The sequence below is a fragment of the Dehalococcoidales bacterium genome (genome assembly GCA_035529395.1).
Classification (GTDB): domain Bacteria; phylum Chloroflexota; class Dehalococcoidia; order Dehalococcoidales; family Fen-1064; genus DUES01.
Window position 1 is genome coordinate 1 of record DATKWT010000054.1, and the last position, 21,166, is coordinate 21,166.

General features: G+C 55.6%; 19 protein-coding genes. 4 read left to right on the forward strand and 15 right to left on the reverse strand.

Features of this window, described 5'->3' with window-relative positions; genetic code table 11:
- Positions 1 to 354 precede the first annotated feature (354 nt).
- The 10 genes from VMW13_03585 to VMW13_03630 form a co-directional block, all read right to left on the reverse strand.
- Positions 355 to 804: an NUDIX hydrolase gene (locus VMW13_03585; GenBank protein HUV43894.1), complete on the reverse strand. Its 450-nt coding sequence runs from the start codon at positions 802 to 804 to the stop codon at positions 355 to 357.
- Positions 805 to 918: 114 nt separating this feature from the next.
- Positions 919 to 2,508 (reverse strand): radical SAM protein, encoded by a 1,590-nt coding sequence (locus VMW13_03590; GenBank protein HUV43895.1) that lies wholly within the window; start codon positions 2,506 to 2,508, stop codon positions 919 to 921.
- 311 nt (positions 2,509 to 2,819) lie between these two features.
- Entirely contained in the window at positions 2,820 to 3,611 is a 792-nt protein-coding gene (locus VMW13_03595) for an acyl-CoA dehydratase activase (GenBank protein HUV43896.1), read from the reverse strand.
- A gap of 13 nt (positions 3,612 to 3,624) precedes the next feature.
- A complete protein-coding gene (locus VMW13_03600; GenBank protein ID HUV43897.1) occupies positions 3,625 to 4,476 on the reverse strand; it encodes an acyl-CoA dehydratase activase in 852 nt (283 codons plus the stop codon).
- Positions 4,477 to 4,899: 423 nt separating this feature from the next.
- Positions 4,900 to 6,072 (reverse strand): 2-hydroxyacyl-CoA dehydratase family protein, encoded by a 1,173-nt coding sequence (locus tag VMW13_03605; GenBank protein HUV43898.1) that lies wholly within the window; start codon positions 6,070 to 6,072, stop codon positions 4,900 to 4,902.
- Between the two features lie 56 nt (positions 6,073 to 6,128).
- Positions 6,129 to 7,502, reverse strand: coding sequence for a 2-hydroxyacyl-CoA dehydratase family protein (locus tag VMW13_03610; GenBank protein ID HUV43899.1), 1,374 nt, complete (start codon positions 7,500 to 7,502; stop codon positions 6,129 to 6,131).
- A 50-nt stretch (positions 7,503 to 7,552) separates the two neighbouring features.
- Positions 7,553 to 8,785: a CoA transferase gene (locus VMW13_03615; GenBank protein HUV43900.1), complete on the reverse strand. Its 1,233-nt coding sequence runs from the start codon at positions 8,783 to 8,785 to the stop codon at positions 7,553 to 7,555.
- Between the two features lie 20 nt (positions 8,786 to 8,805).
- Positions 8,806 to 8,988 carry a hypothetical protein gene (locus tag VMW13_03620; GenBank protein HUV43901.1) on the reverse strand — a complete coding sequence of 61 codons (183 nt, stop codon included), beginning with the start codon at positions 8,986 to 8,988 and terminating at the stop codon, positions 8,806 to 8,808.
- Positions 8,975 to 10,426, reverse strand: a complete 1,452-nt coding sequence (locus tag VMW13_03625; protein ID HUV43902.1) for a CoA-binding protein — start codon at positions 10,424 to 10,426, stop codon at positions 8,975 to 8,977. The genes VMW13_03620 and VMW13_03625 overlap by 14 nt, the downstream gene beginning before the upstream one ends.
- A gap of 241 nt (positions 10,427 to 10,667) precedes the next feature.
- A complete protein-coding gene (locus VMW13_03630; GenBank protein ID HUV43903.1) occupies positions 10,668 to 11,570 on the reverse strand; it encodes a PAC2 family protein in 903 nt (300 codons plus the stop codon).
- A gap of 930 nt (positions 11,571 to 12,500) precedes the next feature.
- On the opposite strand from VMW13_03630, the gene VMW13_03635 reads away from it, so the two are divergent.
- Positions 12,501 to 14,438: an FAD-dependent oxidoreductase gene (locus VMW13_03635; GenBank protein HUV43904.1), complete on the forward strand. Its 1,938-nt coding sequence runs from the start codon at positions 12,501 to 12,503 to the stop codon at positions 14,436 to 14,438.
- A 21-nt stretch (positions 14,439 to 14,459) separates the two neighbouring features.
- Here VMW13_03635 and VMW13_03640 read toward each other — a convergent pair whose 3' ends face one another.
- The 3 genes from VMW13_03640 to VMW13_03650 all read right to left on the reverse strand — a co-directional run bounded on the left by VMW13_03640 (position 14,460) and on the right by VMW13_03650 (position 16,590).
- On the reverse strand, positions 14,460 to 15,149 hold the full coding sequence (locus VMW13_03640) for a nitroreductase (GenBank protein HUV43905.1): 690 nt from the start codon (positions 15,147 to 15,149) through the stop codon (positions 14,460 to 14,462).
- Between the two features lie 178 nt (positions 15,150 to 15,327).
- Positions 15,328 to 15,762, reverse strand: a complete 435-nt coding sequence (locus VMW13_03645; protein ID HUV43906.1) for a protease inhibitor I42 family protein — start codon at positions 15,760 to 15,762, stop codon at positions 15,328 to 15,330.
- 180 nt (positions 15,763 to 15,942) lie between these two features.
- Positions 15,943 to 16,590 carry a TetR/AcrR family transcriptional regulator gene (locus tag VMW13_03650; GenBank protein ID HUV43907.1) on the reverse strand — a complete coding sequence of 216 codons (648 nt, stop codon included), beginning with the start codon at positions 16,588 to 16,590 and terminating at the stop codon, positions 15,943 to 15,945.
- Between the two features lie 152 nt (positions 16,591 to 16,742).
- On the opposite strand from VMW13_03650, the gene VMW13_03655 reads away from it, so the two are divergent.
- From VMW13_03655 to VMW13_03665, 3 genes are read left to right on the forward strand one after another with little or no spacing between them, the layout of a single operon-like run.
- Positions 16,743 to 17,609 carry an ABC transporter ATP-binding protein gene (locus tag VMW13_03655; protein HUV43908.1) on the forward strand — a complete coding sequence of 289 codons (867 nt, stop codon included), beginning with the start codon at positions 16,743 to 16,745 and terminating at the stop codon, positions 17,607 to 17,609.
- Positions 17,606 to 18,661 carry an ABC transporter permease gene (locus VMW13_03660; protein HUV43909.1) on the forward strand — a complete coding sequence of 352 codons (1,056 nt, stop codon included), beginning with the start codon at positions 17,606 to 17,608 and terminating at the stop codon, positions 18,659 to 18,661. Before VMW13_03655 ends, VMW13_03660 begins: the two co-directional genes overlap by 4 nt.
- A complete protein-coding gene (locus VMW13_03665) occupies positions 18,658 to 19,719 on the forward strand; it encodes an ABC transporter permease (protein ID HUV43910.1) in 1,062 nt (353 codons plus the stop codon). Before VMW13_03660 ends, VMW13_03665 begins: the two co-directional genes overlap by 4 nt.
- A gap of 207 nt (positions 19,720 to 19,926) precedes the next feature.
- Here the strand turns inward: VMW13_03665 and VMW13_03670 are convergent, their stop codons facing one another.
- Together VMW13_03670 and VMW13_03675 are read right to left on the reverse strand one after the other, a co-directional pair.
- The gene (locus tag VMW13_03670; GenBank protein HUV43911.1) at positions 19,927 to 20,475 is read right to left on the reverse strand and encodes a hypothetical protein; all 549 of its coding nucleotides are present in this window, start codon (positions 20,473 to 20,475) and stop codon (positions 19,927 to 19,929) included.
- A 38-nt stretch (positions 20,476 to 20,513) separates the two neighbouring features.
- Entirely contained in the window at positions 20,514 to 20,945 is a 432-nt protein-coding gene (locus VMW13_03675; protein ID HUV43912.1) for a flavodoxin domain-containing protein, read from the reverse strand.
- Between the last annotated feature and the right edge of the window lie 221 nt (positions 20,946 to 21,166).

The following is a 21,166-nucleotide window of genomic DNA, read 5'->3' on the forward strand; positions in this document are numbered from 1 at the left end:
GCAGGGGTGTCTGGGCGTCATTCTTACAGAATGACGTTAGCAGAATCCGAAACCAGATTCTGCCGGTGTCCCCCAGATATGATTTTTCCCCCCTTCCTCGGTAGGAAGGCTCTTCCTGGCCAGGAAGGGGAAGGCGGCCCAGAAGGGCCGCACGGGGGTTGGTCGAAAGGGTTTTTCATCACCCTGCTAGAAGACCATCCCTTTTCGCCGCACGATGTCGCCCAGCACCGCCACCTCAGGAACAGCGATACCAGGACCGGCCTGTTGCCCGGGAGACGATGTCCGGTAGATGATGGCCGTAGCACCGAGTTCAGGACTGGAGAGGCAGCCAAACAGGCGAAATGCCGGTTCACCTCAGCGTGCGCCCGATTGCGGATAGCTGATGCTGTCGCCCCAACTGATGACCTCGTCGGCAAACTCCTCTACGGCAAGAAGACCAGCCGCCCACAAGAAAGCCCGGTCCCTTTCCGGTACCTCGGCCAGGGTCAACCACTTCACCTCGACAAGAAGCTGACTCTCGCCTCCGAACTCCGGGTCAGTGCCCAGCCGGGGCTCCTGATTACCAATGTCGACCAGGAACGTGTAGTAGCTGACCTGCGGAGAGGAGGCGAAGGCACTGACCTCAGGCACAATCGTACCGACCACGCCGCACTCCTCTCTGAGCTCACGGACCGCCGCTTCCACCGGCGTCTCCCCCTGCTCAATACCACCACCGGGCAGGCACCACCATTCTTTGCCATCCTGGCGATGTTTGACCATCAGTAGTCTATTCTCACGATGAACGATACACTGTGCTCTCCCCATGCTGACCTCCCCCCAGTCGCTGCGCCGCGTGTTTAACCAGTAACCGCAGGAGTGGGCGCCCCCACCTGAATCAGTGGCGTCTTGAGCGTGAAGACACGCCAACCCCTCCTGGTCCTATCCCACTCCGGAACCCTCGCTCCACCGCCAGCAGTAGCCATCACCTTCCCGGTAAAGGCGCAGGAACTCCTTTTCAACCAGGTTACGCACCTGCCGCTGCACGACATCAGCGGACTGACCCAGCGCCTGCGTTATACGAAGGACCAACTCTCCCTCAGCCGCATCAGCATCGGTGACCGCTTGCGCGGCACCCGGACTCTCGATGACGTCTCCCTGAATCAGACTCCAGATAAACTCGCGGCTTTCCTCCCCTTCCAGCCGTGCGATAAAACGCTCGTCCCCGGCCTCAGCCCTGCGTCTGATTTCAAGCCAGGCCTTTTCAATGACCTCTTCATAGAAAGCCATTGCCTCAATTGCCATCTGCGAACTCATATCCGCTGTCTCAACAATGGGATGGTTTGCATCGAACTGCGCCCAGTCCGTGGTGAGGATGCGAAGTCCGTAGTCGGCTGCTTTTTCGTAAAGGTCTGTGCCGGGCAACGGAGAAAGCATGTGATACCCGTACTGGACGCCATAGGTCTCGTTAATCTCAGCAGCAAAGGACCTGGACTTCAGGATGGTATCCGCGTTCTCTCCCGGAAGACCGATTATGAAAGAGCTGAAGACCTCAAGCCCGGCATCGGTGGCTATCTTTGCTCCCCTCCTCATTACATCAGGAGTGATTCCCTTCCCGATGGTCTTGAGAATACCCTCATCGGCGGATTCTATGCCGAACAGCATCATCCGGCAGCCCGCTCGCTTCATCAAGGCCACCAGTTCCTCCGTCATATTGTCCACCCGGGCGTATACGGTCCATATTATGTCAAGATTACGCCTCAGTATCTCTTCGCATATCTCACGAACATGGTCGTGGTTGACGGTAAAGGTGTCATCAACGATGTTGATCTCCCTGAAGCTGAAGTCACGCTTTATCCCCTCTATTTCATCCACCACCAGCCCGGGAGTGCGATAACGGACCTTTCGACCAAACATGCGACTTGCCGAGCAGAACAGACAGCCGTACGGGCACCCCCGGCTGGTAATCACAGTGCATGGCGTCCCCAGGGCGTAGTATCGTACCAGAGGTATCAGATGTCGCGCCGGCAGGGCCAGCCCGTCAATATCCTGTATCAGAGGCCGGGACTCAGTCCTGACGACAACTCCGTCTCCGGCAAAGGCGATACCGGCCACACCGGCAATGCTGCCGCCGCCCGCCACAGCCCGGGCCAGCTCAACAACTGTCTGGTCACCTTCACCGATAACCACAGCATCAATCCAGGGGGACTTTAGCAGGGTGTCTTCCAGGGCAAAGCTGACATGCGGCCCGCCGATAACCGTCACGACGCCGGGGTCCACTTCCTTGCAGACCTTCAGCATTTCGGTGGCTAGCGGGTAGTTCATCGTCACACAGGTTACACCGACAAGCTGGGGCCGGTATTCCTCCAGCTTCTGCCTGACCTTCTCCGGGCGGTAGCGCATCACCAGGAAATCGAGGATTTGCACCTCGAAGCCGTCTCTCGCCAGCGCCCCGGCAAGATAGGCAAGTGAAAGCGGAGGAAGCGGGTTCTCGTCAAGAGGGTGTGCCGTACTGATAAGCAGAATACGCAAGAAACATCCTTTCCGGAAGCCAGCCCATGCCCGGTACTTCACCACCCGGCACCTCACCCCGAACATGGCACGAGACCGTGCATCCGAGACTAACACCTTTGCCTGTATGTGTCAAGGCACAGCACCCACCCGGGTTAGCTACACCAGACGGGCCGGAAGGCTTGTATCTCCCGGGATATGTCCCTTGACAAGAGCGTGCGTGTACTCCCGGGTTGCTGCGGACGAAAAACCACGAAACGGTGGTACCGGTGTGATGGGCATAACTACCAACAGGGAGTAAGGTAAGGTCAGGTCTTATTCTGGTCCCTGCGTCACGCCCTGCCCTCCACCTTACACGCTTCCTCGGCCATTACTGCCGCACCGAGCGCGGTTACGCACTGCGGTTCCGGAGGTACAAGAAGCTCCACTCCCAGCTTGTCTTCCACCCGTTTGATGAGCCCTGTGTTAAGAGCGCCCCCTCCGCTGATGGCACATTTCTCTTTCAACCCAACCTTGTTTACCAGGGCGGATATCTTTTCAGCGAGAGCCTGGTGTACACCAGCGAGGATATCTTCTCTGGGAACACCTTCCGATACCCGGGAAACAGCCTCCGACTCACCAAAAACTGCGCACCCAGTGGTGAACTTGACCGGATTTTGCGATTTCATCGAAAGGGGCCCGATATCCTCAAGCTTTATCTGGAGCACATTGGCGATTATGTCAAGGAAGCGCCCACTGCCACTGGCACACTTCTCACTGATGGTGAAGTTAACTATCGTGCCCTGTTCACTGAGTTGCAGCACCTGCGTATATTGCCCCTGGACATCAATAACCGTCCGCGTTGATGGAAAGATGCTGATAATGCCCCGGGCACAGCAACGAATATCAACCACCTGCCGGTCGCTGAACTCCACGTTGGCACTACCCTGACCGGTAGCCACGGTACAGGCAATATTTTCCCGGGACAGCCCTGCCTTTTCCAGGAGTTCCTCTGCCAGCTTCCGGGCTACCGTCCTGTAATTAATCCCGGAAAGGAGCAGGTGGTAGGCCTCCAACTTACCATCGCAGGTGATTACCCCTTTGCTCGTCGATGAGCCTATGTCTATCCCCATGTAGTATGCCATGTTAATCTAACCCTTACTTGAAGAAGGTTGCTTCCTCGAGGCGACGCTCCCCTGTTTGAATGGTCTCTCCATTAGCCAGTGCTTTAAGAGTGAGTTCCTTACCGATGATGGCGGCACCAATTGCCCCGCTGAGAAGCGGTTCTTCGGGAATAAATACCGGGCATCCCAGGCTCTCCTCAAGGGCCTTGACAACACCGATGTTCTTGGCGACACCCCCGGTAAATACTACGTCCGGTTCCACTTTTAAGCGTCTTACTATCCTGCTTACCCGACTTGCGATTGCATCATGGAGACCGGCTACCACGTCCTCCAGTGGTACACCGTTTGAGAGGTGGTTGACCACCTCCTGCTGGGCGAAGACAGTACAGGTACTGCTGACTGATATCTTCTGTGTTGAACCAAGGGATATACGTCCCAGGTCCTCCAATTTCAGGCCCAGTGCCTCGGCCGTAACCTCCAAAAACCTGCCTGTCCCGGCGGCACACTTGTCACTCATCACAAAATCGAGCAACTTTCCATCCCTTATCTTGAGCCCTTTGGCATCCTGCCCCCCGATATCAATAGCCAGTTTGACATTGGGGAAAAAGCTGGCCACGCCGCGCGCGTGGCAGGTCAGTTCGGTAATCTGCCGGTCAGCAAAAGGTACATTTATCCTGCCGTAACCGGTAGCCATAATGAAGGACATATCTTCGATGGAAAGGCCCGCTTCATCCAGTACCTCTTCCATTACCTTGTTGGCCAGACGACGATGTTCAGCGCCGGTATGGTTTACCACGTAGGCACATACCTGCTCATCCTCATCCAGGATTACGACTTTGGTCATGGTCGACCCGAGGTCAATCCCGGTGAAATAGATGTGGATCACCCCCTCTCCGGGTAAGCGCGGTGGGACCAGATGCGGAACCACTAGTGTAGTGTCTTACAAATGCCTTTACAGTCCCTGTCATTCTAGAAAGCCTATGAAAAACCCTTTCGACCATCCCCCTGACCCCCTTCCTGTCCAGGAAGGGGGGAAAGATTATATCTGGGGTGACACCGGCAGAATCTGGTTTCGGATTCTGCTAACGTCATTCTGTAAGAATGACGCCCAGACACCCCTGCCAAAGGAGGCTTCGGCCCCTCTCGGAAGAGGGAGCGCCCCTAAGAAGGGGCGAAGCCCCTCTGGACTCCCCCTTTTTCATCACCCTGTTAGACTCGTTCCGGGATACGTGTTTGCCCCCTGGATTCCAGCCTGTGCTGGAATGACATCAACATCCATCATACGTAAAGATATATACGAGACACTACACTAGCTGATAATTTCAAGGAAACCCTGTACTCTCGTTCGTAACGGAGCCAGAGCCCCTTCCGTATAGTCATGCTCCAGATATACACAGGGTAAGCCGACTTCGTCGAGGTAGTCACGGACACCGGGAACATCATAACCGTGGGTATCACAGTAACGTACCGATTCCATAATCACGCCGTCAGCCTTCCATTGTTCGGCATAATCTTTCAGATAGCTGAACCTGAATTCCAGGTCCTTCATGTAGTCTTTCTTTGCATCCATGTAGTTATTCACGCGGAATGTACGCGAACATTTTATGTCTTCCATGTAATGTTGAGCCAACCCATTCAGAGGGTCGTCGGTTAGTTCTACATCCTCAAAATAGGGACGGCTGCCAACACAGGTATCATCCATGACAACATTGGCATCCAGGCCCTCTATCATCTCCATCATTGCCGTGTCGTCAATAATGCTTCCCCATACCAGAAGCCGGGCTGACTTCTTCTGCGGACCGTTCTTGCGTTCCTTAACTTCGCTGATAACCTCACGCAATAGCTGTTTTCCCTCGTCGACAGGGATGCTCTCGATAGCTTTTATCACCTGTACTGTCTCGGCTCCCGATATTAGAGGAGGGTCGAGTTTTTTAAGCTCATACAACTCCCGCACCAGTGCACGCTGCTCATTATGCGCCTGTATTGCTGCTTGAAGCGCTTCGGTAGTCATTTTCTTCCCAACGTGGTCTTCCAGCGCTTTCCTGAAATCTTCAAGCAATCCTTTTTCATGAACAAGCGCTGTGTCGTGAAGTGTATGAGGCATATCTATATGATGAGAAAACGGGGGCTTGATAGCATAAATCCAGATGCCGCTCAAGGTCGAACCTACGTCGCAGATATGCGAGGTGACAAAACCGTCAAGGAAATCATACTTCCCCTTCAGACCGAGATCGAGACAACTCCGCAGAAATGGGCAATTCACGGCCGGCATATACGAATCCGCTTCGGTAACCGGTTCGTGTAAATCTCCAAAAATACGGTACGGTACGATATCGAGAGCAGTCATCATCTCAAGGACGGGGTAAATACAGAGATACCCCATCACATGTTTACCTTCCGCGCGTAGTTCCTTAGCCCGGCTGGAGCGGTCCTGGTATAACTCGATAGCCCGGGCAAGTCCCTTATTTACCTCCACTGCCATTTATTGAACCTCCTTGCAGTACACTCTATCTATTTGATACGGGCCCTACAGGGGCATTACCACGGCATCCCCAGTTCTTTCCTTACCTTCCGGTAATGGTCCATCGTCTCTTCAAAAGCCTCCGCCTTCCTCAGGGCTTCCGGCGCATTGAAGGCGCTCGCGTCGATGATGTCCCCTTCAATCACCAGGGACGGTACTTTCAATACGTCAAGTATTTTCCGTTGCAGCAAGTTGAGGCCTGCTGATGTCGCACGGCACGTCAGCAGTACGTGCAGGACTACGCCGTCAACCTGGTAATCGCTGATATGCTTAAGACCCAACCGACTGGACATGCCATCGCAGAGAATCTCGTTCTTGATGATTTCCACTTCGTCCGGCTCGTAGTCCTCATGAAGGCTTTCTTCAAGACTGCGGTACTGTCGGCGCACGTACCGCTCCATAGGGTCATCAATCATGCTGAGGTCAATATCTCGTGGACGGAACGGACGATAGGCACTCTCGATAACAAAGTTCCAGCCTCTTTCAGCAAGGTCATCAAGAAATCCCAGAGTATGCCAGGGCGGCAGTCCTTCAAAGGCAAGACGGTACTTCTCAGGCCGGTTGATGCCGGCAATACCTTTTTCCACCCGCTCCTTGACCTCATCGTACATCCTTTTATGGCCCTCGACTATTACCTCGGGGTCGGCAGCCCCACGGAACAGGGCAGCGGTCATGACACTCCAGAAATCACGGGTATGCATCGGTCCGGGACGTGATTTACGCAACTCGTTTATCTCCCAGCGCAGACGGTTGATTTCATTGGTACCGCCGCCGGTAAACTCCAGCATGTCCCAGTCCATTTTTTTCCCGAGCAAGTTCTCAAGGAAAGCAACAAAAGCCTTCAACTCCTTAACCAGGAACTGAACGTTGCGCTCATAGGTCTCGGGCGATAACCTTTCCCTGGTGCCGGGGCTGGGCGATTCAAGAGTCCAGACCGGAGCGTCGAAGAAACGTCCGAGCGACTGGAACCATTTGAAACGGGCATCACAGGTCTGACCTGATGCTACCATTAACGTGGGCTTTGGCATACCACCTCCGGGAGCTTCCGGCGGAATCTTGCCATCCAACTCAAACATCCGGGCGGAGTACCCCACAGAAGCCCGGGCATACCCACAAAGATGAGAAGGCCAACCCTCGGCCTCCGAACGTTCCATGAAAGGTTCCGCCATTCCCTGTGCGGCACAGAGACTACTATAGTTCTCCGGAAAGACTGTTTTTATGCCCATGGCGTTGAGGATAGCGTTGGCCCAGCCTTCAAGCATTACCCAGGCAACAGGTTTTCCTTCTTCACTTGCCTCGACACCACCCTCGTACATCCTGTCGACCTCGGCACGCAGTTCATACATCGACTTCAGTCTATTAAGTGCCCTCGGTTTTGTTTCTTGCGTCATTGCCAGAATCCTCCCTCTCGGCTTAGTGTCACCAATACGGTTCCGGACCGTCAGATAACTTCCTTTTCCCTTAACTCGGCGATTTCCTCCCAGGTGTAGCCCCCCATTTCAATAAGCACTTCTTCGGTATGCTGTCCGAATTCAGGTGCTTCGGCCACGATCTTCCCCGGTGTTTCACTAAGTTCTACCGGCAGACCTCTTACTTTTATCTTGCCAAGTGCCTTGTGGTCGTAGTCCATTATATATTTATTGGCTATCACCTGTGGGTCATTGGTCAGGTCACGGATTGTCTGTATCGGCGTGCAGATGATGTCTCCGGTCTCCTTGAGATGCTTCATCCAATCATCTACCGTCCGTGTCAGGAAAATCTCATCCATTATGGCAATGATTTCCGCGGTGTTCTCCCGCCTCACATCCTGATTCTCGTACTTGGGGTCGTTGGTGAGATGCTGAATCCCCAGCGCTTCGCAGACCACTGGCCATTGCCTGTCCGGCTGGAGCATACCCAGCACAATCCAGCGGTCATCCTTGCACTTGTAGTAGTTCCACAGCGGGTTACCCGCGTTTTTTCGCGTTGGCTTGGGAGCTTGTAACATCTCTTCCGTAGGGTCCGGCATGAGGTATTGCAATATACCGATATTCAGGCTTTGCAGCGTAATCATGCTTCCCAGGTGTGAGACATCCAGCTTCTGACCGACTCCCTGCCTTTCTCGTGCTACAAGGGCCATCAAAATACCATAAGCTGTCATTACTGCACCCATCTGGTCAGCCAGACCGCCGCCTAAAGGTAAGTTAGGGTCATCGGGAGTGGCGACAAAACTACTTATACCAGACCTTGCCAGCCCTATCATGTCAAAGGCCGGTTCTTTAGCTTCAGGTCCCTTCGGTCCGTAGCCGGAAGCGGCCGCGTAGATAATCCTGGGATTGTGCTGCCGGATGGTCTCGTAGTCCATTCCGAGTTTCTCCGGTACACCCTGCCTGAAGTTGTGTACAAATACATCCGCATTCTTTACCAGGCGGTAAATAATGCCTTTGCCGTCCTGTTTGGTCAGGTCAACGGTAATGCTTTTCTTGCCGCGATTGTTGATTTCAAAGTAAGCGTTTTTGCCTTCGGGCATCTCACCAAGGGCGGTGAATTTGAGACCCCGACCGGCATCACCGGTGAGGCGGTTCTCTATGTGGACTACCTCTGCGCCATAGTCAGCCAACATGGCCGTCGCCACCGTCCCCATCTGCCACTGTGTCCAATCAAGCACCTTGATACCTTCAAGCGGTCCAGGCATTCACATATACCTCCGCGTATTCAATCGTCACATCTCTTCCGTGGCACGTACCGGTCTATGACCGTACCGATGGTGGTGATTCCTGTGGCCTCATTATAGCAACAACAACGCAATATCTCCATGAGCACCGGAGCAGAGGGACCGGGCAAGGAATGTCCCGACAGGCCGACATAGCCCGCTTCGTCCGGGCTACTCCTCGCCATCGCCACTTTTTGCCAGGAACTCGTGGTAGCCAACGAAGCGGGATAGCGCCCTTGAAGCGCTAAGCTGGGATAGATAGGTAGGCAAGCCGGCCCTGGCGGACTTTGTCCAGAGCCTTGCCGCTGTTGCCGCCGCGCTGGGGTCGTTGGCGGACGCATTCAAGGCCATTACCACCGGTTTGTCATACCGGTTTTCCCGGGCAAATTCGATTATGAAGTCGCCCACAGTCTCCATATTCCGCAACCGCTCCGGGTTCCTGCCATCTTCGTTCCAGACGTAGCGGTCGAGGATAACCATATCAATCATCGGGTCAGCGACAGCCATCTCCAGGGCACGACGGAACAGGTCAGCATTCTCCTGCAGCATCCAGGCATCAACCGGATTACGGGCACTATTTCCGGCGAGACGAATGAAGGTATTCAATTCCTTCCTCGTCTCCTCGGTAAGTCGTGGCACCTCCAGGCCTTCACGGCTGCAGATATCCGCCATTGCCACCGAGTTGCCACCGCCACCACCTATCAGCAACACGCGCCGTCCGCGGGGCGGCTTGAGATGCATAAAGGCCAGTGTCACATCCACAATCTCTTCAAGGGAGTTTACCCTCACCGCTCCGGTCTGGGCAAAGAAGGCGTCCCAGACCTTTTCTTCGCCGGCCAGCGAACCGGTGTGGGAGGCCACTGCCCGTGAACCGCCCTCGGTCAGTCCACCCTTCCAAACGATGACGGGCTTGACACGGTTGACTCTCTTCACAAGCTGGGTAAACCTGCTGCCATCCCGAATACCCTCAAGATATATATTGATTATCCTGGTTTCCGGGTCCTGAGCCAGGTACTCAAGGAAATCAATTGCCTGGAGCCCGCAGGCATTCCCGAAGCTTATCATCTTGCTGAAGTAAACGCCGAGCTTCTGCGCGTACCCGCTGAGCATCTCACCATGCCCGCCGCTCTGCGAAAGGAAAGCGACAGAGCCGCTGCCTTCCGGTTCCTCCCCCCAGTAGGCCAACCGGCTCGCCGGGACATAGAGTCCCATGCAGTTCGGCCCGACAACCCGCAAGTCGCCACGCCGGATTATCTCGGTAATCTGCCGGTCAAGCTGACGGCCCTCTTCCAGACCGGTCTCGGCAAACCCCGAGGAGAAGATGTGTACGTTCTTAACCCCGGCAGTAATACAGTCCTCAAGCACCTGAGGTACAGCCGGTCCGGGAATGGCGATGATGACAAGCTCCGGTGGCTCGGGGATGGACTTAATATCCGGATATGCCCTGAGCCCGTTGACTTCAGTAGCCTTTGGATTCACGGGATACAATGAGCCGGCAAACTGGAGCTTCTGCAGTCTCCCCAGGAAACTCGCTCCACCCCATGCCCCGGGGCTGGCCGATGCGCCGACCACTGCCACCGACCCTGGATTAAACATGCTGTCCAACCGGTGTCTTTCCGCCATTGATGGAATCTCCTGCTGCAAGTCTTATAATTCATGCTATCACAGTGCCACGCCTGACGACAAACGTGGTCGCAGAGACGGACGAGGGGCACCCAGGCATGAAACAGCGTACGACAGGAAACGCTAAGGCAAAGGCAGGTTACTCAGAATAGAAAGAGGATTATTGGGCGTTTACTCTGCTCAAAACGCCGGTGCCGGTACGAAGGCGCTCCTGGCCAGTGCTACCGACGGCAGGTCCCTGCTACTCGGTCCTTCCCCGGAGCAGGTCCTCGGCAATCCGCACCGCTTCGTCACCCGATAGCTCCAGGGGTTCCTGGTATTTCACCTCAACGTAGTCCCTCTCCAGCTTCTCCAGATAGGAGCGGAATTCCGCGCTGCGATTGGCCATTGACCCCAGTTTCTCCTCGAATTCCGCTGCCTCCTGGTCCAGGTCTGATACATCAAGGCCAAGCTGAAGCAGGCCGTCCAGCCTTCGGACCATCGCCCGTATCGTCTTGGGATTGTGGGAGATGACGATACTGAATTCAGGGTAGTAGGTTGCCCTGGCGGTGAGGCTCACCATCTCGATGCCCCTTTGCTGGCAGATATAGAGCAAGGTAGTACCAAACCGGCTGGGCCCTGCGTAGCTGGTGTAGCGCACGCCGTATTTCAGCATCTCTTCCTTGAGCTCGGACGTGGTGCAGGCACAGGAGACGTTTGGCTCCCTGGTATGCGGGGTCTTGTCCAGCACACCACCGAGAAGATATATCCGTGAAACACCGAACTCCCCGACCACGTGCAGGATGGCATCTGCAAATTCTGTCCAGTGCAGGTTCGGCTCGGTGCCATCGAAGAGGACTACATCACTCTCAGACCCGGGATTTACCCAGTAGTAGAACTGGTTGCTATGGAAACTGTGTCCGGTTATGACACCGTCCTCGATTTTCACCTGCGGCCTGGATGCAATCTGCCCCGGCACCTGAAATATATGAAACCTGTCAATCGGTATCTCGGCGAATTCCTTCGCGGAGAGCTTTCGTATCAGGTACTCCACGCTACCGGTGGCAGCCTCTCCGCCGTCAACCCACCCGCTGATACCGCAGACCATAACAGGACGCCTGAGACCGGGTCTCTCGGTGATAATCACATTTTCTGGTTGTTCCATATTGCCCCTCTCCGCGGTCTCACAACCCATCCGCTTCGGCAGGAACCGGTCCGACTATATATCCGATACAATATGATATCCTAATTCTATACCCTGACGCATCCCATAGTCCAGATTGCATGCTCGTTCAGGTGATTGGTAACAGGCCAAGGTTCTAGTGTAGTGTCTTACAAATGCCTTTACAGTCCCTGTCATTCTAGCAAGCCTATGAAAAACCCTTTCGACCATACCCCTGACCCCCTTCCTGTCCAGGAAGAGCCTTCCTACCGAGGAAGGGGGGAAAGATTATATCTGGGGGACACCGGCAGAATCTCGTTTCGGATTCTGCTAACGTCATTCTGTAAGAATGACGCCCAGACACCCCTGCCAAAAGGAGCGCCTCTCAGAAGAGGCGGGGCCCCTAAGAAGGGGCGAAGCCCCTCTGGACTCCCCTTTTTCATCACCCTGTTAGACTCGATCCGGGATACGTGTTTGCCCCCTGGATTCCAGCCTGCGCCGGAATGGCATCAACATCCATCATACGTAAAGATATATACGAGACACTACACTAGCCTGTCATTGCGAGCCGAACCTCCGAGTTGAGCGAGGAGGTGGGCGCGGCAATCTCGTTCTCACCGTGAGATTGCGCGCCACTTGGGTCAGTGGCGCTTCACCAAACTCCTCGCAATGACATTCCCTGAAGCAGACCGGACCCGTATAGCTTCTGAAGTGTCACCGGCCTATGTGAACGAGACCAGGATTGCCGCTATGTACCTGCCTTACCGGCATGCAAGAAACGATTCTTCAGCAGTACAGCAAAATCAGACCCTGGCATGGACTTATTTTGATGTGTAACATAAATACGCGTATACTGAAGGCTACCATAGTCGCACCGCAGCACAGGCAATCGCTGCCGGGAGATATCGCCGAGAACAGAAAGGGGTACTGATAATGAACAGCAACTTCCCGGGACTTTTCGCACCGGGCCGGATAGGCCGGATGGAACTGAAGAACCGAATCGTGATGCCGCCGATGGGAACCGGCTACGGGGCGGAGGGGGGTTACGTCAGCCAGCGGCTTATCGATTACCATGAAGCACGGGCCAGGGGCGGCGTGGGCCTGATTATCACCGAGGTTACCGCACCATCACTGCAGTGCCAGGCTTCCAGTTACCTGCTTACTCTGGGGGATGACAGCCATATACCGGGCTTCAGGGACCTTGCCGATGCGGTCCACCGCCACGGTGCCAAACTCGCCGTCCAGTTACAGCATTCCAGTTGGGAAATCAGGGACGGCTCTCCGATACAGGTCGGTCCGTCACCCGTCATGGTACCGGCGCGTGTCATGGGCATCTCAGGCAAGCCAACCCACGAACTGACTACCGGCGAGATTGCCCGAATAGTAGAATGGTTCGCCAGCGCAACGCGGCGGGCAAAGGAAGCCGGTTGCGACGGCGTTGAGTTACACGGCGCCCACCAGTACCTGGTCGCTTCGTTCCTCTCCGCGTCCACCAACCAGCGCCAGGACGAGTACGGTGGTACGGCTGAAAAAAGGGCAAGGTTCCTGGTCGAGATTATCAGGGCCACCAGGGAGGCGGCAGGGCCTGAGTTCCCCATCTGGCCACGGCTCAACGGCCAGGAGTTCGGTATCGAGAACGGCGTCACCATCGAAGAGACCGAGCAGATAGTACCGATGCTGGTCGAAGCCGGTGCCCAGGCGATACACGTATCGGGATACGGTGCCGGTTCCTCGGCCATACGGGCACCGATATCGGACCGACCGGGATTTCTGGTGCCACTTGCCGAGAGGGTGAAGAAGACCACGCAGGTACCCGTAATCGCCGTGGGCAGGCTCGATGCCGAGCTGGGAGAGAGTGTCCTGGCAGAGGGCAAGGCCGACTTCATCGCCATCGGCAGACGCCTCATGGCCGACCCCGAGTTACCCAACAAAGCCGCCGAGGGACGATTTAGTGAAATCACCCCCTGCATCAACTGCATGGACTGCATCGAACGTCCGGTATCAGAGGGACGCGGTTGCGCCTGTGCCGTCAACGCCGCCATGGGACATGAAAGGGAATACGAAATCACGCCCGCCTCTCAAGTGAAGAAAGTGGTGGTGGTTGGCGGGGGGCCGGCGGGAATGGAAGCCGCCAGGGTTGCTGCCCGTAGAGGCCACCGCGTGGTGCTGTTTGAGGAAGACCCCACCGTTGGAGGACAGCTCACGATAGCCGCCCTGCCACCCTACAAAGAGGACATTGCCCTGTTGATAAAATATATGTCCGACCGACTGGCAGAGGCCGGCGTCGATGTCCGCGTCAGCACAGAAGCAACCCCTGAGGCAATTGCGGAGGTCGGACCGGATACCGTGGTCATTGCCACCGGCGGCCTGCCGATAGTGCCGGATATCCCCGGTATAGAAGGAGCAAACGTTGCCACTGCCCAGGATGTACTCTCCGGGAGAGCTACCGCAGGACAGAACGTGGTCATCATCGGTGGAGGGATGGTCGGCTGTGAGACCGGACACTTCCTGGTGGAGCAAGGTAAAACGGTTACTATTATTGAAATGCTGAAGAGGATGGCCGCAGATGTCTCCCCGATGGTCAGACGACGCCTCATGGATGGCCTGAGAGAGAAGAGCGTATCCCTGCATACTCAGGTAACCTGCGAAGAGATACATGACGATGCCGTAACGGTCACAACTGCTGAAGGCGAAAAGCAGACGATATCGGCGGACTCCGTAGTGATAGCCGTCGGTTACAGGCCGAATGACGAGCTTAGCAGAGCCCTTGAAGACAAGGTGCCCGAAATCCTCCGTATCGGGGATTCCGCCGAGCCGCGGCGAATCAGGGAAGCTATCGATGACGGCTATCGAACCGGTCTGTCTCTGTGAGGTCAAGCACCGACGTAGTTCCTAGTCGAACCCGTACCATTCGGTTACATTATCAAGGGGCTCCCTCTCGGAAGTGAACCGGTCCGTCGGGGACTCCGGGTCAGGGTAGCCGATGGCTATCCCGAGGACAATCAGCTTTGAATCCGGTATTTCCAGCACGTTCCTCAGGACATCCGGGTACATGACCGCCTGGATTGCCGGGATGGTCCCCAGGCCGTACTCCACGGCAAGGAGCATGATGTTCTGTGCAACCAAGCCGCAGTCAAACACCGGCCAGACGTTCAAGCCCCCTTCCTGCGAGTAGAAGGTACGGTCGGTGTAGATATAGATGACCACCGGGGCCTCGAACAGCTTCAACCCCTGCAACCCCCACCATGCTCTCTTCTCACGGTCCTCCCGGCCAATATCCATTATCTCGAAGAGCTTCCGGCCCACGGCACGGCGACGGCCGTCGAACGGTTCGGGGAATCCGGTCGGAGCCGCCAGGTCCGGGTTTGTCGGTTCTGTTGCCTGTGCCTTCTCCACGAAAGCCTGCCGAATCTCTTCCAGTTTCCCCCCGCGCACGATGGCGAACTCCCAGGGCTGGGTGTTCGCCCACGAAGGGGCGCGCAGGGCAACCTCTATTATCTTCCTCAGGGTCTCTTCCGGTACGGTATCCGGCTTGAAGCCCCTGATGCTCTTCCGCTGACGGATTGCTTCAACCACGTCCATTTACTGGCTACCTCCTCCTGTTAGTCTCCGGCATTCCCAGGCCGTCCATCATGACAACCCGGCAGGGATACTATCCGGTGATAGACAATGTAAGTGGCCCGGCCCCTTTTGTCAAGGAACCGGACCATATCTTTTCAACGACGGGGGCATGGGAGGTAATATCGGTCTTCGCCAGACCCTACTTCACAACGACAGTCAGCGTGAATGTCCACTCACCCTTCTCGCCACCTTCCCACGGGCGACTGTATTCCATGGATACTTCGGTGGTGCCTTTCCTGAGTGTCTCGAAGGTCCACTGTTGCTGGCCTGCGGCCCCGGGAGCGGGGGGTTCACCATCTTTTTCCCCGGGCGCAATGAACTCGTGGCCTGTCTGGCGCAAGATACCCTTGTCACTGACCTGCGCTGGTTCTACCCATTGGAAACCCGTAGAAGCGTTGGAACACAGAGTCACCGTGAACGTCTCGCCAATGCCGACTTCCACCTGCTTGCTGAGGTGCTGTTGCTCCATGAAATCATCGCAGGATACCTCCACAGTCACCACCCCCGAGGAGCAGGCTCCCAGTAGCAGCGGGATAGTTATCAGTGTGCATACGGTGGCCAATCTTACAGTCATTTTCGCTTCTCCTTTGCAGTTCTGTTTTCCTCTCCACTTGAATCATACGATGCGACGGTAAGAGTATCACACAAACAGTGGACTTCGACAGATACACCGAGAGGCAGACGGTTCCGGCCTGGCTCTCCTATTTATACCATACCCCCACAACCACACCAACATGGACCGGAGCAGCAACGCCTACTGCCTGTCACCCCGCATGGCCCGGAGCAGGTCCGGCTCCGCCTCCTTGCCCATGAGACCATATAGGAAAATCCGAGAGAAGTCACGGAACAGGCTGTCATCCTCTATGAGCCTGATGTAGAGATCGGGACGCCTATCTGCCAGACTGCGGAACATCTCGACATAGAGAAGTATCGCCTCTGGAGTCATGTCAGGACGAATGAAACCCTCCTGCTTGCCCTCAGCAATAAGGTCCATCCATAGCTGGGCAATACTGCCCTGCATCTCCGCATCCACAAACTGCCTGATTTCCGGGTCGGTAGAGAGAATAGTCTGCAGCAGTTCACCATGATAGGCATGGCGCATCTCGCCTTTCTGAAACAGCATCTGCTCCCACCGCTCCAGATAGGGACGGTCACTGTAGATGATTGCCTTGTATTCGGACACTATTGTTGCCAGAAGCCACTTCACCACATCACGTATCAGTCCCTGCTTGCTGCCAAAATGGTTATATATCGTCACCGGTGATACCCCGGCCTTAGCCGCGATGTCGTTCACGCTAACCTTCTTCGTGCCGAAGCTCTTAAAAAGCTCCAGGGCAGCGTGGCGGATGCTCTCCCTCTTCTGTTCCTTGCGGCGCTCGAAACCGTTCATATCACTAACCAAAGAGCATATTCCATACTCTCTGTACTATTTCACTACAAATTATACAAATTTCTATTGACAAAGTCAAGAGGTTAGTTTATGATATGTACTAAATGTACCGCTTTATTTCAATTTCTACACTTATGTGAAGCCGGAAAAGGAAAGGAGAACAAATGGCCGGAGACGCGATAATTGCCCAAAACCTGATCTACAGCTACGGTCAGCTGCTGGCGGTAGATGATATCAGCTTCAAGGTGGCCGAAGGTGAAATCCTCGGTTTCCTCGGTCCCAACGGTGCCGGCAAGTCCACCACGGTCAAGATGCTCACCGGACAACTCCAACCCAAGGGCGGCCAGGCAACGCTGCTGGGAATAGACGTTGCCCGAAACCCGGAGAAAGTGCAGGGTAATATCGGTGTCTGTTTCGAGCTACCCAACCTCTACGAGCAGATGAGCGCCGAGGAGAACCTGAATCTGTTCGCCCGCCTTTTCGGTATAAGGCCCTTCGATGCCGACGCCCTGCTGAAACGCGTCGGTCTCGGCGGCCGGGAGCACGACCGCGTGGAGGGCTATTCCAAGGGCATGAAACAGCGTCTTATGGTGGCCCGTGCCCTGGTGAACCGACCCAGCATCCTCTTTCTCGACGAACCGACGGAAGGCCTCGACCCGACGTCGTCAGAGACCATCCGCAACATCATCCTCCAGGAACGGGAACGGGGGGCAACCGTTTTCCTGACCACCCACGACATGATGGAAGCCGACAAGCTATCCGACCGCGTGGCCTTTGTCGATAACGGAAAGATAGTGGTCCTGGACACGCCGCACAACCTCAAGCAGCAGTACGGCAAGCGGGCACTCAGGGTAGAGGTAGCCAGGCCGGACGGCGGGCTTGACAACCGTGAGGTCATCCTGGACAAGCCGGAGACGGCAGGTGACGTCCAGGGTCTCTTCAGTAAGGAGCGAGTGATTACCGTGCACAGCGAAGAAGCCAGTCTGGAAGACATCTTCATCGAAATTACCGGACGGGGGCTGGTGGGATGAACTGGCAGATTGTCAGGGCACTCATTGCCAAGGACTTCAAGCTTTATTTCAGAAACCGCTTCTTTGCTTTTATTACCGTTCTGGCACTGGTGGCCTATATTGTCATCTATTTCGTGATGCCACAGACGGTTGACGAGACACTGGAGATGGCCGTCTATGCCCCGGTACTGCCTCCGATACTGGAGCAGGCGGGAAGCCAGGGGCTGGAGCTTGTGCTCATGGAAAGTGAAGAGCAGCTCAAGGAGGCGGTTGTCGGTGGCGAATACCTCGCCGGCGTGGTCGTCCCGCCCGACTTCATGGACAAACTGATGTCGGGAGATAAAGGCCAACTTGATGTCTATTTCGGCACGGACACGCCGGAGGAACTGCAGGACTCCATTACGGTCCTGCTCGAGGAGATGGCATATCTCCAGACCGGGCAGATGTTGAGCGTCCGGGTCTCGCCGGAGGTGCTCGGACGAGACATGGTCGGTATTCAAATCCCGATGCGAGACCGCCTGTTACCGATGTTGGCCGTTATTATACTGATGATGGAGATGCTCGGTCTGGCCAGCCTGATAAGCAGCGAGGTCGTTGGTCGCACCGTCCAGGCGCTGCTGATTACACCGATGACGATACGAGGTCTCTTTGCAGCCAAGCTGATAATGGGCACTAGTCTGGCGTTTATCCAGGTCTTGCTGTTCATGGCAGTCACCGGTGGACTGAACCAGCAGCCACTCATCATTATCGTGGCATTGTTACTCGGTGCAATCATGGTAACCGGCATCGGTTTCCTGGTGGCATCCGGCAGCAAGGAAATGACGACGGTCATGGCGTGGGGCTTTCCGGCGTTAATCGTCCTGAGCGTGCCTGCATTCGGTGTGCTGGCCCCCGGAACGGTCTCGGATTGGGTCAGGGCAGTACCGTCCTATTATCTCGTTGATGCCGTCTACCAGGCTGCGAACTTCAATGCCGGGTGGAGTGACATCTGGGATAACCTGTTGATACTGCTCAGTTTTGATATCGTTTTCGTGTGGCTCGGAATCACGGTGCTGGGGAGGAAATTGAGATGAGCGTCCGAAGAGTAGCTATCCTGCTGGGGAAAGACTTCAAGTATGGCTCAAAAGGCTTTATATTCATCATGGCAATCGTCGCCCCGATCTTAATCTCCCTCGTCCTTAACCTGGTATTTGGCACCTTCTTCTCACAAACGGCGAAGCTGGGCATCAACGACCAGGGTAATTCCCGGCTGGTGGACCTGGTATCGGCATCGGATTCGGTGCAGACCCGCACCTACGCCTCGGCTGACGACCTCAGGAAGGCAGTCGAGGTCGGCGCCGTGGACATGGGGGTGTCTTTACCTGATAATTTCGACGAGGACGCATTAAGTGGAAACTCCATAGTCCTGCCTGCCTACGTGTGGGGTGAGAGCCTGGCCAAGAACCGCGGTATCCTGCTGGCAAGTATTAACAGCGCCGTGCGCCAACTGGCTGGTCAGGAAGTGCCGGTCCAAATTGAAACCACCACACTGGGTGATGCTCAGAGCGTGCCCTGGAGCGACCGCCTGCTCCCGTTTGTGCTCCTCTACGCCGTGACCATAGGTGGCACGATGGTACCGGCAAGTCTTATAGTGGACGAAAAACAGAAACGTACACTTACAGCACTGGCAATCACACCGACCACGCTGGGAGATATTCTCGCCGCAAAGGGACTGATGGGCGTAATCCTGGCACTGGTGATGAGTATTGTCATCTTGCTCATGAACCAGGCCTTTGGAGTACAGACCGGGTTACTGATGATAGTGCTCGGCCTGGGCGCCGTGCTGGCAGCGTTATTCGGCCTGGTGCTCGGGGCACTGGTCAAGGATATCAATACACTATTCGCTACCATCAAGGGAATCGGAATACTGCTCTATGCACCGGTTTTTGTCTATATGTTCCCCCAGATACCGCAGTGGATTGGCAATATATTCCCCACATACTATATTATTCAGCCGGTTGTGGAAATCAGCCAGCGGGGCGGTACCTGGTCGGACATCGTCTTTGAGGTCTCCATTCTGGCGGGGCTTATTGTGCTCATGCTTGTAGTGGTTACTTTCAGCACCAGACGACTGAAGCAGCAGGAAGCGTAGCAGGGCACAGAGCAAGAGGCGCCCCTCAGAAGGGGCGCTCCCTTTGGCGGGGGGGTCTGGGCGTCATTCTTACAGAATGACGTTAGCAGAATCCGAAACCAGATTCTGCCGGTGTCCCCCAGATATAGTGGGGTTGGTCGAAAGGGTTTTTCATCACCCTGCCAGGACGTTCGGCAGGAAGCACGCAGGTAGAGAGACGAACTCCGGTCAGTCGCCCGGCGCCCCCACTTCAACCACGGTACGGTACTTCTCCGCTTCCCAGCGCACTGCCTTCTCGACTTGTTCGGGGTCTGCCGTGCCTTCCCGTAGCGCCTGCATCCACGGAGAGGTCGCCGCAATAAGACCAGGAGCAGCTATCGACAGCGGCGGACTCTCAAACAGCCTTACTCCGGGGTTACCTTCGCGGTCGGCAGCCAGCAGACTATCGAAGAAAATGTCGCCAAGCTCATCCATGAGCGTACTACCGGCAACACGAAACCTGTTGCAGAAGTGGAGCCGACAGAGAACAGGCCGGAACTCCTGAATAGGACAGCGGCTGAACTGCGGGGTGTAGAGTTCGCATTGGCACACCTGGCAGCACCGACTCTCGCATTGCAGGCACATCTGTTCTGCCTGGTTATGACGGTCCAACTGCGCCAGCGCCGCCGCCACCTCCTCTCCGAAGAGGGCATCCATCTCTATGTCGGTGACCAGAGGCAACCGGGGTAGCCGGTCCACATGCTCCAGGAAGCTCCGTATCGCCTTTTCCTTATCCATTACACTTATCTGTCTCTCTGGCTGCCTACCTTGCGGACTCACGCATCAGACCCGCCAGCAAGCGAGTGGATGTACTCGACCACAGGCTGGAGGTTCTCCTTCTTGACCTGCTCCCTGTTTCCAGAGCCTATCGTCCCCGGCAACTTGAAGTACTTGACCTCCTGCCTGATGTGCTCCGGTATCTTGAGGTAGGCGGCGGTGCTCTCAGGGTCTTCAGGAGGCACCATTCCAACCACGAGGAGGACCACCTTCTTGCCGCGCAGGGTACTCCACCACTTCTTCAGGAGACCCCGCATGCTGATCCACCCCGCATAGGTGCCGGAACAGAGAATGACGAGGTCGTATTCAGCGAGTCTGGTTTTGCTGAGCTTACCGGCTCTGAAGATGTCTGATTCCACCTCTCCGTGCAGCCATTCCGCGTATTTCTTCGTCGTGCCTAGGAAGGACCTGTAAAATACTGCAGTCTTCATCTCTCGAAACCCCCCTCCATTTCCTGGTTCATTGTACATTGCAGCCCCAGGGACAAGCAACGCCCGAGGCTGCACATACAAATCAGCCTTGACAACCTGCCGACAGGCATCTGGCCGACCCGTGAAGCCGATAATAGCCGCTTCCCGGCCCAAATGGGTTGCATCTTGAGTATCGCTCACACCACAAACAGAACTGCGAACACCTGCAGGTGTTCGCACTT

What these genes read in the sequence shown, in the direction of transcription:
- VMW13_03585 (HUV43894.1), bottom strand. Translation starts at nt 804, where the DNA reads ATGGGGAGAGCACAGTGTATCGTTCATCGTGAGAATAGACTACTGATG.
- VMW13_03595 (HUV43896.1), bottom strand. Translation starts at nt 3,611, where the DNA reads ATGGCATACTACATGGGGATAGACATAGGCTCATCGACGAGCAAAGGG.
- VMW13_03605 (HUV43898.1), bottom strand. Translation starts at nt 6,072, where the DNA reads ATGGCAGTGGAGGTAAATAAGGGACTTGCCCGGGCTATCGAGTTATAC.
- VMW13_03610 (HUV43899.1), bottom strand. Translation starts at nt 7,502, where the DNA reads ATGACGCAAGAAACAAAACCGAGGGCACTTAATAGACTGAAGTCGATG.
- VMW13_03615 (HUV43900.1), bottom strand. Translation starts at nt 8,785, where the DNA reads ATGCCTGGACCGCTTGAAGGTATCAAGGTGCTTGATTGGACACAGTGG.
- VMW13_03620 (HUV43901.1), bottom strand. Translation starts at nt 8,988, where the DNA reads ATGGCGAGGAGTAGCCCGGACGAAGCGGGCTATGTCGGCCTGTCGGGA.
- VMW13_03625 (HUV43902.1), bottom strand. Translation starts at nt 10,426, where the DNA reads ATGGCGGAAAGACACCGGTTGGACAGCATGTTTAATCCAGGGTCGGTG.
- VMW13_03630 (HUV43903.1), bottom strand. Translation starts at nt 11,570, where the DNA reads ATGGAACAACCAGAAAATGTGATTATCACCGAGAGACCCGGTCTCAGG.
- VMW13_03635 (HUV43904.1), top strand. Translation starts at nt 12,501, where the DNA reads ATGAACAGCAACTTCCCGGGACTTTTCGCACCGGGCCGGATAGGCCGG.
- VMW13_03640 (HUV43905.1), bottom strand. Translation starts at nt 15,149, where the DNA reads ATGGACGTGGTTGAAGCAATCCGTCAGCGGAAGAGCATCAGGGGCTTC.
- VMW13_03645 (HUV43906.1), bottom strand. Translation starts at nt 15,762, where the DNA reads ATGACTGTAAGATTGGCCACCGTATGCACACTGATAACTATCCCGCTG.
- VMW13_03655 (HUV43908.1), top strand. Translation starts at nt 16,743, where the DNA reads ATGGCCGGAGACGCGATAATTGCCCAAAACCTGATCTACAGCTACGGT.
- VMW13_03660 (HUV43909.1), top strand. Translation starts at nt 17,606, where the DNA reads ATGAACTGGCAGATTGTCAGGGCACTCATTGCCAAGGACTTCAAGCTT.
- VMW13_03665 (HUV43910.1), top strand. Translation starts at nt 18,658, where the DNA reads ATGAGCGTCCGAAGAGTAGCTATCCTGCTGGGGAAAGACTTCAAGTAT.
- VMW13_03670 (HUV43911.1), bottom strand. Translation starts at nt 20,475, where the DNA reads ATGGATAAGGAAAAGGCGATACGGAGCTTCCTGGAGCATGTGGACCGG.
- VMW13_03675 (HUV43912.1), bottom strand. Translation starts at nt 20,945, where the DNA reads ATGAAGACTGCAGTATTTTACAGGTCCTTCCTAGGCACGACGAAGAAA.